This is a genomic window from Hymenobacter tibetensis (assembly GCF_022827545.1).
GTDB lineage: Bacteria > Bacteroidota > Bacteroidia > Cytophagales > Hymenobacteraceae > Hymenobacter > Hymenobacter tibetensis.
On record NZ_CP094669.1, the window covers coordinates 2,206,286 to 2,223,170 of the forward strand.

Here is a 16,885-nt window from a genome sequence, read left to right on the forward strand (position 1 = left end):
GACTCGTCCGATGAAAAAGCTACTGTTCAACGCGCACCCCTTCTCATCCCGCTTCGCTGATATCACTTGGTTGCTATTTCGCTTACACCTTGGGCTGTCCATTGCCGTAGGGGCAGGCTGGTCTAAACTTGTTCACCTCACCACCACGCACGAAGCCGCCAAGCTAGCTGTCGGCACCGCGCCCTTGGCGCCGCCCGACTGGTTTGTGCAGCAAGTTGCCAACCTGGGCTTCACGTACCCCTCGCCGTACAGTTGGGCTTGGCTGGCGGCGTGGGGCGAATGTGTAGGTGGCCTCCTGGTTGCGGTGGGGCTGCTCACCCGTTGGAACGGACTACAGCTAGCTTTTCAGTTTCTCATCATTGCCTTCCTCTGGTACAAGGAGCCCGAACTCCTTGTGGGTATGTATTATCAGCAGTTGCTGTTTTGGGCCTTCGCACTTACCGCAGCGGTAGGTGGCGGGCGGTATTCCTTGGATTACTGGATGTTGCAGAAAAGGGGTAGCCTTTTGCCCGATACTCGGCTAGTCAGTACAGTGCAAGCTCGCATGGCAACGGTACTTCTGCTTTTGGTGGCTGGCTCGGTGGCAGCTCACTCTTTGGCGGCTCCTGCCACCGTAACTATGCAGGAACTTAAAGCCATTGCTCAACAGTGGAATGGCTCTTTAACCTACCTTGATTACAAGAGCCAACGGGCCGTCACGCTGGTCACGGTTCTGAACGGAATGCAGTCTGCGCCGCAAGAACTGGTGCTCAATTTCGTCTACCAAGAGCCTAACGGCAAGCAAGTCAAAGGCTACGACAAGGTGCAACTGTCAACCGACGGCACCCAACTCGTTTGGGACGGAGTTCCGCTACAGGTCAGCAACAAAACCCGCCTACCTGATAAAACACTGCAACTCGTGCTGGAAGGCCGGGGCGAGGACAACCAAAAAAGCTGCTTAATTAAGCGGACTCTTTCATTAAATGACCATCAGTTTTCAGTGGTGAAGGAAGTGAAATGCGACAACGCGCCCGGCTTTATCACCCGCAACAAGTACCAGTTTCAGCGTTAATACCACAAAACCTAACGCATTCAAAAAAAGGTATGCTTCCGCGACAAGTTCAAAGATTATGTAAAACGACCTTATGTGTTAAGGGGGTGTTATCTAAAAGTTATGTAAAAGCGTGAAATGCACCTTCGAAAAAAGGGTGTTATTTGGAAAATGTATACAAGTTTTTGGCATCCGCTGAAAAAATACAAGCTCGACGCATACAAGTTATTTGCAGCATACTCTATATTTGTTGACATGATGTCGCACCAGCTAGTGAAACAGTTTTGCCTAACCAATATTCGTCCCGCGCGGGACGGAATCGGGCTGCTCTGCCGGTACGGAAGCTAGAAGCGAATCATGACGCTTAACCTCTGAAACCTTATCCAGCCCGACTCCTAACCCAAGGAGCCGGGCTTTTTTCTGCTTTATAGTTTTATACCCATGTTACAGCAACACTACGACCGGTACACTGCCCAAGACCAATTGGTTTGGAAAGTATTGTTCGACCGCCAAACGGCTCTGCTGCACAAACGCGCTTGCCACGCCTTTTCTGAGGGCCTACAACGCATTGGGTTTCACCGCAACGCTATTCCCAACTTCGAGGAAACCAGCGAGCGGCTGCAGAAAGCCACCGGTTGGCAGCTAGAGCCCGTGCAGGGCATGCTCAACGACGCCGAGTTCTTCGGGTTGCTGGCGCAGCGCAAGTTCCCGGCTACCGTTTGGATCCGGTCTATGGCGCAGTTCGACTTCATCGAGGAGCCCGATTTGTTTCACGGAGTATTCGGGCACGTACCGTTGCTGATGAACCAAGCCTTTGCCGACTTCTTGCACGTGCTCGGTCATGTGGCGGCGCAGCACCTGCATGATGCCGCCGCCTTAGAGCGGCTAGACCGGCTCTACGGCTTCACAGTGCAGTTTGGGCTGGTAGAGGAGGAGGGTGTTACCCGCATGTACGGGGCTGGTTTGCTGTCTTCATCGGGCGAGATTCACCATTGCATTGCCGACGACAGCAACCGCCGGCCGTTCGACCTAGCTACGGTATTGCACACGCCCTACAGCGAAGCGCATTTGCAAGACCTGTATTTCGTGCTGCCTAATTGGGAGCATCTCACGGGCAGCGTAGCCGAGTTAGCAGCCCTTCTGGCGTCCGATTGGCAACTGAAACCCGTGGAATAAAAGAGCCCGTTCAAAATACAACAAGCAATAGTGTAGAAGCCTGTTCAACTACTTTTCGGGATGTAGAACGGCGGTGGTACGAGGGGGGATACTATTATCTCCGCTGCTTCTGACTCTGGTAGACCTTTACCGGGTAAACGGGTTTCTGCTCTATTGGCTTGTTGCTTTGGCGGAATAATTAACTGTAGGTTCCGTAACACAACAGGCCCGTCGTCAGATGGGCCTGTTGTGTTACGGGAGTATGGGAGTGGTGCGCAATACGGCACAAGCCACCGGATTGCGGCTAGCTTTTTAGCTTGAAGCTCTTCTTTAAATACGCTACGGACAGCGCATGAGCATCGTCGCCGTAGGCTTTGTTGTACTTCGGGTTGGAGGGGTTAGCGAAGGCGTGGTCGGCATCGTAACTCTTGATGGTGACCTTCTTTTTAGCGGCGGCCATATCCTTCTGAAATTGCGCAGCTACTTCGGGGCTGATCCACTTGTCCTGGCTGGCAAAGATACCTAGCACGTCGGTGTTCAGGGTCTTGAGCTTAGCTACATCCTTCTCGGGCATGCCGTAGTACATCACGCAACCCACAGCTTTGGGGCCCGCTAGCAAGGCAGTTTGCAAGCTCCAGCCACCCCCGAAGCACCAGCCCACACTCGCTACTTTGGCGTTGGCACCAGCATATTGCATAGCTCCTTTGATAATAGCCTGCGCCCGGTCGGTTTTCACCGTTTGCATGTACTTGCCGGCCTCTTCGGGGGTAGTGGCTACCTGGCCGTCATAGAGGTCGAGGGCAATGATGTTGACGCCGGGAAGGTCTTGGGCGTACTTCGCAGCTTCCTGTTTGATGTAGTCGTTGAGGCCCCACCACTCATGAATCACGAAGAGGTACTTGTTGGAAGTAGTGGCGCTCTTGATTTCGAAGCCTTTGCCAGTTTGGCCGTCGGGCGTTTTGAACTCAATAGCTTGGCCAGTGCCTGCGTAGGTGTAGGGCAGGGGGGCATCATGGCCGCCAGAAAAGTCTTCGTTGGTGGCGAGCATGGCAAATGCTTCCGTGGCATTCTGGCTGGCAGGTTTCACGCAGCAGCTCATGGTGCTTTGAGCAGAGGCCATAGTAATCGTACTCAGCAGGATGGTGCAGAGGGTCCAGATTTTTTTCATGAGGTGTGAGAAAGATGGAAAATAAAGTCCCGACCGCGCCTGATTCCTGTAGCAACATGGATCAGGTACAATCGGGACGCATTAACCCGCAGGCCGGGCAATAGTTTGGAGAGCGGCTTGCCTAAGCGGCTGTGCGTACTTCGGCCCGAAGCTCGGTGAGTAGCGCGTACAGCCCCACATACGTGCGGTTCAGGTAGATAAAGTGCTCGGAACCGCGCGGCTCGCGCTGTTGGCGCAACTCAGGCTGCTGCATTAGGTCGTTGCCGAGGGCATACAGCGCCTGCATGTAGGCTGGGTCGCCGAAGTCGAATACATCCTGTCGGAACGGGCGGCCTACCAACTCCAGCGAGGCTTGCATGGTATCCAAGTAGAAGTTCTGCCGGGTAGCGGCATCGTCGGCGCGGAGAATACCGGCCTCCGTGAGCAGGGCCGCCAAGCGGGTGCGGTCAGCGAGTGTTTCGGGGGTGAGCAGGTCAGTGAAGAGTCGGTGCACGTCGGCGGGAATCTCTTTCACGCAGCCGAAATCCAACACGCCCACGGTGCCCCCATTGTCGGCGCGCAGCAGAAAATTGCCGGGGTGCGGGTCGGCGTGTACCATGCGCAACTGGTTTAGCTGGAACATGTAGAAGTCCCACAACGCCTGCCCTACTTGGTTGCGTACCGCTTGCGTGGGAGCGGTGGCTAGAAACTCCTTGAGGTGCTGGCCCGGCAGCCAATCCATGGTTAGAATGCGGGCTGAGGAAAGCTCCGAGTAATAAGCGGCAAACTCCAGATGAGGCAGGGCAGCGCACTGCGCCGCAATTTCGCGGCCCCGCCGCAGTTCCAAAGTGTAGTCGGTTTCCTCGATAAGGCGCGTTTCCACCTCCTGCAAGTAGGGGCGTACGGTGGCTTCATCCAAGCCCAGCACACGCAAGGCAATCGGTTTCACCAACCGAATATCCGAGCGGATACTGTCGGCCACGCCCGGGTACTGCACCTTCACGGCTAGCTGCTTGCCGGCTTTGCGAGCGAAATGCACCTGCCCAATGCTTGCAGCCTGCCGGGCCTTAATGTCAAATTCCTCGAATACCTCGAACGGCGACTTACCGAAGGCGTCGCGGAAGGCCTTCACGATTAGGGGGCCCGACAAAGGCGGTGTCTGGTACTGAGCTTGCGCAAATTGGTCGGCGTAGGCGGTAGGCAGCAGGTTTTTCTCCATGGCCAGCATCTGCGCTACTTTCAGCACCGAGCCCTTCATTTCGCTCAGTGTACCGTAGAGCTCGGCGGCGTTGGCGGCGTGCAAATCGTCGGTGGTGCTTTCCGCGCCTACGGCACGTTTGGCGTAGTGCTTCACATAGTTCGCCCCTACGTTCAGGCCCGTGCGAGCAAAGCGGGCTGCACGAGCTACTTTGGTGGTAGGCAAAGAGGACAGCGAGGTACTATCGATTGGTTCGGACATGTGGGGGTGCGCCACAAAGCAGCGCTTTGGCCGGGTGGAATAGGTATCCGGTATAGTGTAGAGCGTGGCGGCGAACAGCTAGCGCACCAGGCTGGCCCGCCTAATGTGCTAACTGGCTATTTAGCGCCGGCGCCGGCTGTGCAGCAAAAAACGCACGAAGTCGGTGGCCGAGTCCAGCGTGTTGCGGCCCACCAAGTCGAAGCTCAGCGTCACGGCCTTTTCAATGGCAGCATCGGTGCGTTCGAAGTTGATGCTCTCATCTTTGGCGAAGAAGCCGAGCACAAACAGTTGTTGCTGCCAGAAGAAACGCGGGTAGCCGTCCTGAATAAGCTGGCGGCTGGCTATTTCGTCGGTGCGGCGACCTTCGCGCAGTAGCTCATCCACAAAGTCTTCGAACTCCTGCCGGAAATCGTCGAGGACCCGCGGCGTGAAACCGGGCATCTTCGAAAGTGAGCGGCGCAGGGCATTGAGTGCGTAGCTGCGGTTGCGCTTCAGAATCTCGATGAGCGTGTAATAGAAAGCCAGCAGCTTTTCGCGGGCTCCGTATTGCTCCCAAACGGGCTCTTTGGCGGCCGTGTCCCGGGCTTCCCGGCCGAAGTCGGCCCATAGTTCCCGGTCGATAGCCTCGAAGGTGGCGTAATGGAGGTAGAATTCCTGCTCCGGCAAACCAAGCTTCTTGGTGAGCTTATAGACCGAGGCCGGCGTTCTGCCTTTGTCTAGCACATAGTCGAGGTAGGCTTGCTTGATCCGGACTTTCGCTGTGTTGGCAGTCTCGGGCGTTACGGGGGGCGAAGGTTGCTGTTCCATAGTACAGGTATAACCACACAACTAGCCGATAAGTTGAGGGTCAGCCCAACAGATTAGCACCTACATACGCGGCGGGCAACAGGCGCTCTAAACTGCCGCCGCCCGATACGCTGTCCGGAACGTGTCTATGGCCCGTTCGCGCGCAAATTTGTGGTCTACAATAGGAGCAGGGTAGGCAGCGGTACCGTATTCAGGCACCCATTTCTTCACGTAGGCTAGCTCAGGATCATATTGCTTGAGCTGACTTTCGGGGCTGTACACGCGGAACCAGGGCGCAGCCACTACGCCCGTACCCGCCATCCATTGCCAATTGCCCACGTTTTGGCTCATATCGTAGTCGAGGAGCTTGTCGGAAAAGTATTTGTCTCCCCAGCGCCAATCAATCAGCAGGTGTTTCACCAGGAAACCAGCCGTGGCAATGCGGGCCCGGTTGGGCATGTAGCCGGTTTTGTTTAGCTCGCGCATACCGGCATCCACCAGCGGATAGCCCGTACGGCCTTCGCACCAAGCCTGAAATTCTTCTTCATTGTTGCGGTAGGGCACGTGGCGCAGGCGCGGCTCATAGCTTTCCGTGGCGGTGATGGGGTAGTGCCAGAGCAGCATCATGAAATAGTCGCGCCAGATAAGCTCCGCTAGCAGCTTTGGGTTCAGTTGCTGCGCTTGCTGCATCAGTTCGCGTACGCTCAGCGTACCGAAGCGCAAATGCACCGAGCGGCGCGTGCTGCTATCCACCCGGCCGGGGGTGTTGCGGGTGAGGTGGTAGTTGCGGACCAGGCTTTCAGTTGGCAACTCCGCGGCTGGTATAAACTGCCGAAACTCCTCGAACCCCATTTCCGCGAGTGTAGGGCGGCTTGGGGCGTTAGGGAGCTTCACGAGGTTGGATGTGGTAAACAGCTCTGCGGATGGATACGGCTGAAGCTGCTCGTCGCGCAGGGCTTCCAGCCACGCCTTGCGGTAGGCGCCAAACACCTTCGATGGCCTTCCCGATTTGCCCAGCAGCTCGTTCTTCGCGAAAATCACCTGGTCTTTCAGCGCCTGGAACGTGGCACCGTGTTGCGCGCACAGCGCCGCTACGGCGGTATCTCGCTCGGTGGCGTAGGGTTCGTAGTCTTCGTTGGTATACACCGCCGCCACCTCGTACGTGGTTAGAAGCTGCGCAAAAACTTCCAGCGGCCGACCATAAAACGCCAGCAACTGCCCGCCCGATTGGGCTGTTTTCCGGCCTATTCGTTCTACTTCGTCATAAATAAACGTGACCCGCGCATCCTGCCGGCTTGGCAGCAAGTCCAGGATTTCTCGGTCGTAGATAAAGAGCGGCACCACGGGGAGACCACTTTGCAAAGCGGCCGTCAAACCCGCATTATCGTGGATACGGATGTCGCGCCGGTGCCAAAAGAGCGTAATCTTCATTGTAAGGTAATGGCTGATTGCTGGTTGATGATTGCCAGATAAATAGTCTTGCTTCGCTTTATACGGACAAAGTAAAGCGTCGTGCTTAACATCTGTATGCGTAGCAAGTAAAGTCTGCCCCTACACTCATCAACCAGCAGTCAACTACCACCCTACTTCAAGCGGCCCATCCCGCCATCCACGGGTAAAATTTGGCCGGTGATAAAGGAACTGTGGTCGGAGAGCAGGAAGGAGGCCATGTACGCTAGGTCCTCGGGCTGGCCAATCCGCTGCAAGGGATGGCGCTTGGCACCAGCTTCCGCTTTTTCGGGTGTGTTGAGTAGGGCCGCGGCCAAGGGCGTGTTGGTGAGGGAAGGGGCCACTGCATTCACCCGGATGTTGCTGGCGGCATACTCCGCGGCTAGGGCGCGGGTAAGGCCCTCTATGGCGGCTTTGGCAGTGGCAATGCTGGCGTGGAAGCTCATGCCCGTGTCGGCGGCCACCGTGCTGAACAGCACAACAGAGGCGTTTCCGGCTTTCTTGAGCCGCTTCATAGTGGCCTGGAGCACCTGCACGGCACCCAACACGTTCAGCTCGAAGTCAGCCCGGAAATCGTCCACTGGAATTCGCTCGAACGGGCGCAATTTGATGCTGCCTGGGCAATACACCACGCCGTGCAGCTCATCAGGCAAACTGTCCAGTAGGTTGCCCACTGGGTTGGTTACGTCCAGCTCGAGAAAGGTGGTGTCCAGCGCCGCCAGTTCGGGCGTGAGGTGACGGGACGCCGTGTACAGATTCGCGTTGAGTTTGTGCAGCAACTTCGTAGTGGCCAGCCCAATACCCGAGGAAGCGCCCACGAGCAGAATGTTTTTGTTAGCGAATTCCATGCAATGAAGTCAGGTGAGATTATGCCTTGACAACTGAACGGTGCAGGTAAGGTTTGCGTGGGGTAGTGGAAAAAACCCATGAAAATCCCGTCGTTAGAAATCGTAGAATCGCGATTTTAGAAAATTTGGAATACTGGTGTGCGCTCTACTTTGGCTGTAATTATTCCGGAAGTTGATAGCACAGGAAGTAGAGAGCGAATTTTCGCTAGCATTTCCCAACTTCTTCAGTAGCTTGCTACTCGCATTTCTTTTCCATTCAAACACTGCATTCCAAGATGAACATCCGCAAGCTGCTTGTTGCCAATCGAGGCGAAATTGCCATCCGCGTCATGCGTGCTGCCACCGAGTTAGGCATCACCACGGTAGCAGTTTACACCTACGAAGACCGTTACTCGCTGCACCGCTACAAAGCCGACGAAGCGTATCAGATCGGGCGCGACGACGAGCCGCTGAAGCCGTATCTGGACATCGAAGGCCTAATTCGGGTGGCCAAGGACAACGGTGTAACGGCAATTCATCCGGGTTACGGGTTTCTATCGGAAAACGCGACGCTGGCCCGGCGGTGCGCAGAGGAAGGCATCATCTTCGTGGGGCCGCGGCCCGAGGTGATGGATGCGCTGGGCGACAAAGTAGCCGCCAAAAAAGTGGCCGTGGAGTGTCAGGTGCCCATTATCGAGAGCAGCATCCAAGACCTCACCGACCTGCCGATTGCCCTAGAGGAAGCCCACCGCATCGGGTACCCCGTAATGTTGAAAGCGGCTTCCGGCGGGGGCGGCCGGGGCATGCGCGTCATTCGGGACGACGAGCAACTGGAGCGCGGCTTCTTCGAGGCCCGCAACGAAGCCTTGAAGGCTTTCGGCGACGACACCGTGTTTCTGGAGAAGTATGTGGAGCAACCCAAGCACATTGAAGTGCAGCTGGTAGCCGACAACCACGGTGGCTTGGTGCACCTCTATGAGCGGGACTGTTCGGTGCAGCGGCGCTACCAAAAGGTAGTGGAAGTGGCACCTTCCCTCAACCTACCCGACCACATGCGCCACCTCTTGTATGAGTATGCGCTGCGCCTGGGCCGGGCGGTGAACTACAACAACGTGGGTACCGTCGAATTTCTGGTGAACCCCGAGCACGACCGGATTTACTTTATCGAAGTGAACCCCCGCATACAGGTGGAGCACACCGTTACGGAGATGATTACGGGCGTGGACCTGATTAAAACCCAGCTGCACATTGCCGATGGCAAGCGCCTTACCGCGCCCGAAATAGGCTTGGGCGGCGACCATAAGCCTCTAAAGAACGGCTACGCCATCCAGTGCCGCATTACCACCGAAGACCCCACCAACGACTTCAAGCCCGACTACGGCACCATCACGGCCTACCGCTCGGCCGGGGGCTTCGGCATCCGCCTCGACCAGGGCTCGGTGTACACCGGCGTAAAGGTGTCGCCCTTCTTCGATTCGCTGCTGGTGAAGGTTTCCACCCATGCTCCCAGCTTGGGGGAGGCGGCCACCAAAATGGCTCGTACGCTCGATGAGTTTCGGGTGCGGGGCGTGCGCACCAACATCCAGTTTCTGCAAAACATCATTGCCCATCCCATCTTCGGGGGCGGGGAGGCCAACGTTGACTTCATCAAGGACCACCCGGAGCTGTTCAAGTTCAAAACCCGCCAAGACCGCGCCAGCAAGGTGCTCAACTTCCTGGGCGAGATTATCGTGAACGGTAACCCGGACGTGAAAGGCCTGGTGGACGAGCGCCGGGAGCTGCGCAAGCCGCGGCTGCCCCACTACAACCCCGATGCGCCGTTGCAGCCCGGCACTAAAAACAAACTCACCGAGCTTGGCCCCGAGGAATTTGCTAAGTGGCTGCGGAACGACACGCAGATTCACTACACCGATACCACGCTGCGCGATTCGCACCAGAGCCTGCTGGCTACCCGCATGCGGACCTCGGATATGATGAAGGTAGCTGAGCGCTATGCCCACCAGCATCCCCAAACTTTCTCGCTGGAGTGCTGGGGCGGTGCCACGTTCGATGTGGCGCTCCGCTTTCTGCACGAAGACCCGTGGGCCCGCCTAGCCCAACTGCGCAAGGCCATTCCGAACATTTTGCTGCAAATGCTGATTCGGGGGGCCAACGGCGTGGGCTACAAAGCCTACCCCGACAACCTCACCGAGCGGTTTGTGCAGCAGGCTGCCGAAACGGGGATTGACGTGTTCCGCATCTTCGACTCCTTGAACTGGATGCCGGGGATGGAAGCGTGCATTGGCTTTGTCCGCAACAAAACCGACCGGCTGGCGGAAGCCAGTATCTGCTACACCGGCGACATTCTGGACCCCAAGCGCAACCAGAAATACAACCTAGAGTACTACCTGCGGCTGGCCCGCCAGATCGAGGACGCTGGGGCGCACATTCTCTGCATCAAGGACATGGCGGGGCTGCTGAAGCCGTATGCTGCCACCGAACTTGTCACGGCCTTGCGCGAAACCATCAGCCTGCCCATTCACTTGCACACCCATGATACGTCGTCGTTGCAAGCCGCTACCTACCTGAAAGCAGTGGAAGCCGGCGTTGACGTAATTGACGTAGCGCTGGGCAGTTTGTCGGGGCTTACCTCGCAGCCCAACTTCAACTCCATTGTGGAGATGATGCGTGGGCAGCCGCGCCACCGCGAGTTCAACCAGTCTTCCCTCAACGAATTCAGCAACTATTGGGAAACAGTACGCGAGCATTATTATCCTTTCGAATCGGGCCTGAAGGCCGGCAACTCCGAGGTGTTTCAGCACGAAATTCCGGGCGGGCAATACAGCAACCTCCGGCCCCAGGCGGCGGCTCTCGGCTTGCTCGACAAGTTCGAAACCATCAAGAGCACGTTTGCTGATGTAAACCTGCTGTTCGGCGACATCACGAAAGTGACGCCTTCCTCGAAAGTGGTGGGAGATATGGCACTGTTCCTGGTTTCCAACAACCTAACCACCCAGGACGTACTGGAACGCGGCGAAAGCTTAAGCTTCCCCGAATCGGTGCGGGACCTGTTCCGGGGCGACATTGGACAGCCCGAAGGGGGATGGCCCGAGGACGTGCAACGGGTAATCCTCAAGGGCGAGCAGCCATTCACCGACCGGCCAAACGAGCATCTGGCGCCCATTGATTTCGAAGCGGAATGGCAGAAGTTCGAGGAGAAGTTCGGACCCAGCGTGAAGTTCACCGACTTGCTGTCGTGGCTACTGTACCCCAAGGTGTTCGAGCAGTATTGGGCACACCTGGTACAGTACGGAGACGCCAGCATTGTGCCGACTCCGGTGTTCTATTATGGCTTGCAGCCCGGCGAGGAAACCATTGTGGACATTGCCCGTGGCAAAAGCATCATTGTCGGCTTGCAGTCCATTGGCACCGTGAACGAGGACGGCAACCGCACCATCTTCTTCAACCTCAACGGCCAAACCCGCAACGTGGAAGTGCGCGACCTGAGCGTGGAAGTGAAGCGCGTGCAAAACCAGAAAGCCGACAAAGTAAACACTAAGCAGGTAGGAGCGCCACTGCAAGGGCTGCTTTCGAGGGTGCTGGTAAAAGACGGTGAGGAAGTGAAGCGCAACACGCCCCTTTTCATCATCGAGGCCATGAAAATGGAAACCACCATCACCGCCCCCGAAGACACCACCGTGCAAAGCCTGCACCTACCCGAAGGCACGTTGGTCAACGCCGACGATTTGGTGCTGACCCTGGCATAAAAGCAGGCGCGCAGTGCGTCGCCTATTGACTTCAAATGGCCACCCCCACAAGAACTTGTGCGGGTGGCCATTTGCTTTGAAACGCGTATACTTGACGTATTCGTTAACCAAGATTATAGCTGAAACAATGAGTACGCGCCTGCTTCTCAGTGCTACGTTGCTGTCGGTGGCCACCACCACCTACGCCCAGCAAACGGCGGTGCCAGCCATCGAGCAAACAGGCGCTGCGGCCCAGGCCAATATCAATGCACTGGGTAGGGGAGACGCGGCCATTGTGCGGGGGGCATCAAGTGCCGGAATGATAGGAACGCCTTATGTCGATAACCGGTGGCTGCTGGCCAGAATTACGCTTTCCAGCAAAGTGCCGCTAGCGCCCGTACCTCTCAAGTACGACGTGCTGCACCACCGGCTGCTGATGCGGCCATTGAATTCAACGGCTGATTCGTTGCAGCTCGACGACCGATTGGTAACGTATTTCGAGCTGGAAGAACCTGTTGCCGGCACTACGCAAAGCCGTCGGCGCGTATTCCGACGCTTCGAAGAAGCTCCCGTCGCTTACCAGCGCACCGACTACGTGGAGGTGCTGCACGAAAACCGGTATTCCTTGCTGAAGCGGTACGTGAAGGTGCTGCGCAAAGCCAACAGTGCCGGCCCGTATAGCAAAGGCGACTCGTACGACACGCTGGAAGACAAGAACGTATACTTTGTGCGCCGCCTCGATGCCACGCTCGTGCCAACCAAGCTGACGCTGAAAGCACTCCAAACTGCGGCCCCAGAACTGGCGACGGCACTAAAGCAGTCCGCCGCCGCCCAGGCAGCCAAGACGGATGCCGAGTGGGCGGCGGTATTTGCCTCTCTTGACCCTAAGTAAGTAACACGCGGCTCTGCTTCCGACGGAAAGCGGTGCTAGTGCAGATACACGGCGTGCAGTACGGCCGAAGGCTGGGTGGCCGTTTCTTGAAATAGCCGCAGCGTATCGCCGCTGATCTGGTAAGTGCGGGTTTTGCTGAGTACGTCGAGAAAGGCGCTTTCTGTGGAAAGGTCGGGGCAAGCCATCTTAGTGGAAAGCAACGGACCAAAACGGAGCTGTCCGTCGGCGGGTAATTCAAACGAGCCTCGGAAGCGGTTGCACCCTCCGTTGCCTTCCGCATTTTGCTCTTCGTTGCGCAGCAACAGATAAGGTTCTCCGTTGGTAGGCGTGGCCACCGGTTGGTTGTTCATGGTACGCAGCACCCAACGCGTGTTGCGCAAGGGGGCTGCCGGCGTAGTGCTCGGTACTGACACAATGGGGGAGGTAGTGGTACTTGGGGGCGTCGTCTGGCACGAAGCGAGTAGCAAAGAAAGAAAAGAGGCTACCGGGGCAACAGCGCGAAAAGCACAAGAGAAAGTTTGCATCAGTTGGGGCGAAAAGAGAGCTATATAAAAACAACGAAATACCAGCATTTCACTGCCATAACCGCGCCAGCGAAGGGAAACGACAAGTAAAACCTTTACCGCAGCCCAGACAAACGAAAAGGCTGAATGGCAACAAAAGCTAGCCAATCCAGATAGCGCCCTAGTAGATGAAACGCTTACTAGCAGGATGCCAGCCTTTTGGACCTCGAATTAGAAAATAGAATTTTCAGGATGATTTACTGACGGAACCTCGTCTGAGAATTAACAAAATGTTTATTTTGTAGTATGCGCAACCTCTCTGTTCTCTGCTTTCTCTCCCTCCTTTTTTCACTACCTCTAGATGCACAGGCTCAAAAAAAGCGGGCACCGGTAGCTGCTGCTAAACCGAGCGTTTCGGCGGCTACTGTAGAGCGGGTAATACAAACTCTGGCGGCCGATGGCATGCAAGGGCGCTCCTCCGTCAAACCTGGCGGCTTACAGGCGGCTCAGTTTCTGTCCACTGAGTTTCAGCGTCTGGGGCTCCAGATGTTGCCCGGCCTGAGCAGCTACGAACAGGTTTTTCCAGCGTATGAGTCGCAAGTGGCTGCGCTATTCGTGACGATCAACAACGCACCCGTAGCCAAAGAAAACGCGCTGCTGATTTCCAGCCAGGCCCACTTGAACTGGACCAGTGAGGATGAGGCTGCCGCACGGGTGCTGGTTATAGGCCCCCAGGAGAAACCGCAGCAGCACATGCGGGCCATGCTGCGCCCGACCGAGAATACCGTGGTGTTGTTGGACCCAACTCATGCTGCTGACTTCAAGCGCTTGGCCGAATACGTAAGCCACAGTACCATCCGGGCCGACAAAACCGGCAACCCGTTCTCGAGCATCGTGCTGTTAGCTCCTGCCCCGAACGCTCCTAAAGTGACTTTCAAAGTAGCCGGCAATACCACCACGCGCACCCTAGAGCTCCGCAACGTGGTAGGCGTGCTGCCGGGCAAAGATCCTGCTCGGACGGCCGAACAAGTGGTCTTCTCGGCGCACTACGACCATATTGGGGTGCTGCCGCCCGTAGCCGGCGATTCTATTGCCAACGGGGCCGACGATGACGCCAGCGGCACCACGGCCGTAGTGGCGCTGGCAGAATACTTCAAAAAGAAAAACGACAACGCCCGCACCCTGGTCTTCGTGGCTTTCACGGCCGAGGAAATAGGTGGCTTCGGCTCCCAGCACTTCTCGAAACAGCTTGATCCGGTGAAGGTAGTTGCTATGTTCAACATCGAGATGATCGGGAAGCCGGCCAAGTTCGGGCCGAACACCGCATTTATCACCGGTTTCGAAAGGTCCGACTTCGGCCCGTTGCTGCAAGCGAATCTGAAAGGAACGCCGTTTCGCTTCGAGCCCGATCCATACCCCGAGCAAAACTTGTTTTTCCGTTCCGACAACGCAACATTAGCCCGGCTGGGAGTACCCGCGCACAGCATCAGCACTGACCAGATTCCAACCGACAAGCTGTACCATTCCGTTGACGATGAGGTGGAATCGTTGGACCTAGCCAACATGACAGCCGTTATTACAGCCATTGCGCGCAGTGCTACTGGCATTGTCGCCGGCCAACAGACGCCTACCCGCATCACACTCGAAACCCCTGCAAAGCCCTAGCTGCGCATTGCTGTCAGCTTCAGGTGGAAAAAACACTAACCGAACTTAACCCCAACTGCCCCTGCTGTCAGCACATTGGTGCCAGAAAGCAGGGGCAGTTGGGTTCTAATAGGGGAGGCTGGATAGCAGGACTGGCGGATGCAGGCGCGCCTAGCAGTGGTTTTGGTTGAGAGAGGACAGAGGAATTAGCCCAAGGCCACCGTTTTCTCTAAGGGAGCATATGCATGCAGAGGAACGCCGCGCAGAAGAGGAGCAATTTCCACTTCCAGCGTTTGACTAGCTGACGGTAGCGTAACCCACACCATGGCTCCTCCCTCGGGGCCGGCGCTCATTCCTAGGGTGCCGCCGTGGTATTCGGCAAACGTTCGGCAGAGCTGTAGGCCCAGGCCCGTGCCTTGCGTCGGGCGGCCCGAATCGGAGGCACGTAACTGCGGCTGGCGTGGGTGTAATACCTGTTTCAATTGGTTGATAGGCATGCCTGGGCCGGTATCCGTCACGGAAATACAGATCTGCGTAGGATCGGTGGTGTCCAGGGTGGCTTGCAACCGTATCGTACCACCGGTTGGGGTGAATTTCAGAGCATTGCCTACGAGGTTGCGCAAAATGGTGCGGACCATGTTGTGGTCGGCGTACAGAGCCAAGTGGGAAGGCACTTCGTACTGCAACTGCACTTGGTTGGAATGCGCAGTTGTTTGGAACAACTCGTAGCACTCCGACAGCAACTCGCGCGCTGACAGGCGCTCGGGTTGGCAGCTGATTTCGCCGGTTTGGCTCACGGCCCAGTTCAACAGGTTGTCCAGCAGGCTGCTCAGGTTTTGTGCCGACTCCCGCACCAGTTCGGGTAGATGACGCAGGCCCTCCTGGTCGTTTGTTCGCTGATAAAAGCTGATAAGCTCCGTAACCCCCGTGAAGGCCATCACCGGGCCGCGCAAGTCATGGGCAATGATGGCATACAGGCGGTCTTTAGAATCGGCTAGCTGGCGTAGCTCGTGAGCTGCTCTTTCCAGCGCCACATTTTTATCGGCTACTAGCTGGTGCTGCGCTGCCAGTTCTCTACGGCTCCGTAGCAGCTGCCCATAGAGCACACTACCCACTACCACAAACAGCAGCAAGCCGCCGACTATCACCCCGAGCAGCCGAACCCGGTCCTCGTCTCGGTCGGCGCGCAATTGCGTTACTTTCTCGCGCTGCGTAAGCAAGCGGATGCGGTTTTGCTGCGCGTGCGTGTCGTGTCGGCTTTGCAAGGCGGCCATAGCGCGGGTATTCACGTCCGTTACAAGGCTGTCGCGTAGCGCCTGAAACTGCTGCTGCATGCGGTAGGCCTGCCGATAGTTGCCGAGGGCAGAGTAGTTGCTGGCGAGTTGTTGAAAGGCGTTTTGTAGCCGTTCGGGCGAACCAACTTGCCGGGCATACCGCATGCCTAGTTGTGCCGCCTCCAACGCCGACCGGGGATGCTGCTGGGTCAGCAACACGGCCGACAACGTTGTGTAGGTGCCGGAAAGACCGTATTCATCTCCCAGAACTCGGTACAGCATCAGGGCTTCCAACAGGTTGGCTTGGGCCGAGTCAGGCTGTTGTTGCCGGGCCTGGACCTTGCCCAGCGTAAACAGGCTGTTGGCTTGCCCGGAAAGAATGTTCAGCGCTGTGTATAGGTCCAGGGAGCGGCGGATATATTGGTTGGCCTTGTTCACGCGCCCTTGCTGCCAAGTCAAGTCCGCTAGGTTACTAAGAAACAATGCTTGATCGGCCGTGTCACGGCGCTGTTCTGCTAGGCGCAGTGCTTTATTGTAGAGCGTTTCGGCCGTATCGAAATGATGGTGCAACGTATGGCAGTTGGCCATGCCGTTGTAGGCATAGCCCATCGACTTCTCCATGCCCAGCTTCCGGAAAATACGGAGCGCGGCTAGGTGCTCACCCAAGGCTTCATCGGCACTACCTGCCAGCGTCAGGCATGTGCCCAAGTCGTTGTGGCAGCGGGCCTCTCCGCTCAGGTAGTTGAGTTTTTGGGCCAGTGCAATGCCTTGTTCTGCATAGCGCCGAGCGTGCGGTAAATCAGAATGGCTCAGGTTCCAGCATAGCTCATCCAGCAGGAGCACCCGTAGCGTGTCGTGGGGAGAAGTAAGCGCTAACTGCTGTTGGAGGCTATCAATAACAGCAGGAGAGGAACTTTGCCCACTAACTGCTTGGCAGCACAGAACGCTTAATAGCAAGGAGAATAGCAGTGTTTTCACTATAAATTCGGTAGAT

General features: G+C 56.8%; 12 protein-coding genes. 5 read left to right on the forward strand and 7 right to left on the reverse strand.

The window, feature by feature from the left end:
- Positions 1–10: 10 nt before the first annotated feature.
- Entirely contained in the window at positions 11–1,051 is a 1,041-nt protein-coding gene (locus tag MTX78_RS08730; protein ID WP_243801780.1) for a DoxX family protein, read from the forward strand.
- Positions 1,052–1,471: 420 nt separating this feature from the next.
- The gene (locus MTX78_RS08735) at positions 1,472–2,206 is read left to right on the forward strand and encodes a phenylalanine 4-monooxygenase (protein ID WP_243801782.1); all 735 of its coding nucleotides are present in this window, start codon (positions 1,472–1,474) and stop codon (positions 2,204–2,206) included.
- Positions 2,207–2,489: 283 nt separating this feature from the next.
- Here MTX78_RS08735 and MTX78_RS08740 read toward each other — a convergent pair whose 3' ends face one another.
- The 5 genes from MTX78_RS08740 to MTX78_RS08760 all read right to left on the reverse strand — a co-directional run bounded on the left by MTX78_RS08740 (position 2,490) and on the right by MTX78_RS08760 (position 7,874).
- Positions 2,490–3,353, reverse strand: coding sequence for a dienelactone hydrolase family protein (locus MTX78_RS08740; RefSeq protein ID WP_243801784.1), 864 nt, complete (start codon positions 3,351–3,353; stop codon positions 2,490–2,492).
- Positions 3,354–3,474: 121 nt separating this feature from the next.
- On the reverse strand, positions 3,475–4,791 hold the full coding sequence (locus MTX78_RS08745; protein ID WP_243801786.1) for an ABC1 kinase family protein: 1,317 nt from the start codon (positions 4,789–4,791) through the stop codon (positions 3,475–3,477).
- Positions 4,792–4,911: 120 nt separating this feature from the next.
- Positions 4,912–5,598: a TetR/AcrR family transcriptional regulator gene (locus MTX78_RS08750; protein WP_243801788.1), complete on the reverse strand. Its 687-nt coding sequence runs from the start codon at positions 5,596–5,598 to the stop codon at positions 4,912–4,914.
- An 87-nt stretch (positions 5,599–5,685) separates the two neighbouring features.
- A complete protein-coding gene (locus MTX78_RS08755; RefSeq protein ID WP_243801790.1) occupies positions 5,686–7,008 on the reverse strand; it encodes a cryptochrome/photolyase family protein in 1,323 nt (440 codons plus the stop codon).
- Positions 7,009–7,160: 152 nt separating this feature from the next.
- Positions 7,161–7,874 (reverse strand): SDR family NAD(P)-dependent oxidoreductase, encoded by a 714-nt coding sequence (locus MTX78_RS08760; RefSeq protein ID WP_243801792.1) that lies wholly within the window; start codon positions 7,872–7,874, stop codon positions 7,161–7,163.
- Positions 7,875–8,149: 275 nt separating this feature from the next.
- Between MTX78_RS08760 and MTX78_RS08765 the strand changes: the two genes are divergently transcribed.
- Together MTX78_RS08765 and MTX78_RS08770 are read left to right on the forward strand one after the other, a co-directional pair.
- Positions 8,150–11,599, forward strand: coding sequence for a pyruvate carboxylase (locus MTX78_RS08765; protein WP_243801794.1), 3,450 nt, complete (start codon positions 8,150–8,152; stop codon positions 11,597–11,599).
- 127 nt (positions 11,600–11,726) lie between these two features.
- Positions 11,727–12,470, forward strand: coding sequence for a hypothetical protein (locus MTX78_RS08770; protein ID WP_243801796.1), 744 nt, complete (start codon positions 11,727–11,729; stop codon positions 12,468–12,470).
- 35 nt (positions 12,471–12,505) lie between these two features.
- Here MTX78_RS08770 and MTX78_RS08775 read toward each other — a convergent pair whose 3' ends face one another.
- A complete protein-coding gene (locus MTX78_RS08775; RefSeq protein WP_243801798.1) occupies positions 12,506–12,937 on the reverse strand; it encodes an META domain-containing protein in 432 nt (143 codons plus the stop codon).
- 342 nt (positions 12,938–13,279) lie between these two features.
- Between MTX78_RS08775 and MTX78_RS08780 the strand changes: the two genes are divergently transcribed.
- Positions 13,280–14,638, forward strand: a complete 1,359-nt coding sequence (locus MTX78_RS08780) for a M20/M25/M40 family metallo-hydrolase (protein WP_243801800.1) — start codon at positions 13,280–13,282, stop codon at positions 14,636–14,638.
- A 185-nt stretch (positions 14,639–14,823) separates the two neighbouring features.
- Here MTX78_RS08780 and MTX78_RS08785 read toward each other — a convergent pair whose 3' ends face one another.
- Positions 14,824–16,869: an ATP-binding protein gene (locus tag MTX78_RS08785; protein WP_243801802.1), complete on the reverse strand. Its 2,046-nt coding sequence runs from the start codon at positions 16,867–16,869 to the stop codon at positions 14,824–14,826.
- Positions 16,870–16,885: the final 16 nt, after the last annotated feature.

Bases quoted from the DNA above. Each gene is read 5' to 3' on its own strand.
- MTX78_RS08730 (WP_243801780.1), top strand. From the start codon at position 11: ATGAAAAAGCTACTGTTCAACGCGCACCCCTTCTCATCCCGCTTCGCT.
- MTX78_RS08735 (WP_243801782.1), top strand. From the start codon at position 1,472: ATGTTACAGCAACACTACGACCGGTACACTGCCCAAGACCAATTGGTT.
- MTX78_RS08740 (WP_243801784.1), bottom strand. From the start codon at position 3,353: ATGAAAAAAATCTGGACCCTCTGCACCATCCTGCTGAGTACGATTACT.
- MTX78_RS08745 (WP_243801786.1), bottom strand. From the start codon at position 4,791: ATGTCCGAACCAATCGATAGTACCTCGCTGTCCTCTTTGCCTACCACC.
- MTX78_RS08750 (WP_243801788.1), bottom strand. From the start codon at position 5,598: ATGGAACAGCAACCTTCGCCCCCCGTAACGCCCGAGACTGCCAACACA.
- MTX78_RS08755 (WP_243801790.1), bottom strand. From the start codon at position 7,008: ATGAAGATTACGCTCTTTTGGCACCGGCGCGACATCCGTATCCACGAT.
- MTX78_RS08760 (WP_243801792.1), bottom strand. From the start codon at position 7,874: ATGGAATTCGCTAACAAAAACATTCTGCTCGTGGGCGCTTCCTCGGGT.
- MTX78_RS08765 (WP_243801794.1), top strand. From the start codon at position 8,150: ATGAACATCCGCAAGCTGCTTGTTGCCAATCGAGGCGAAATTGCCATC.
- MTX78_RS08770 (WP_243801796.1), top strand. From the start codon at position 11,727: ATGAGTACGCGCCTGCTTCTCAGTGCTACGTTGCTGTCGGTGGCCACC.
- MTX78_RS08780 (WP_243801800.1), top strand. From the start codon at position 13,280: ATGCGCAACCTCTCTGTTCTCTGCTTTCTCTCCCTCCTTTTTTCACTA.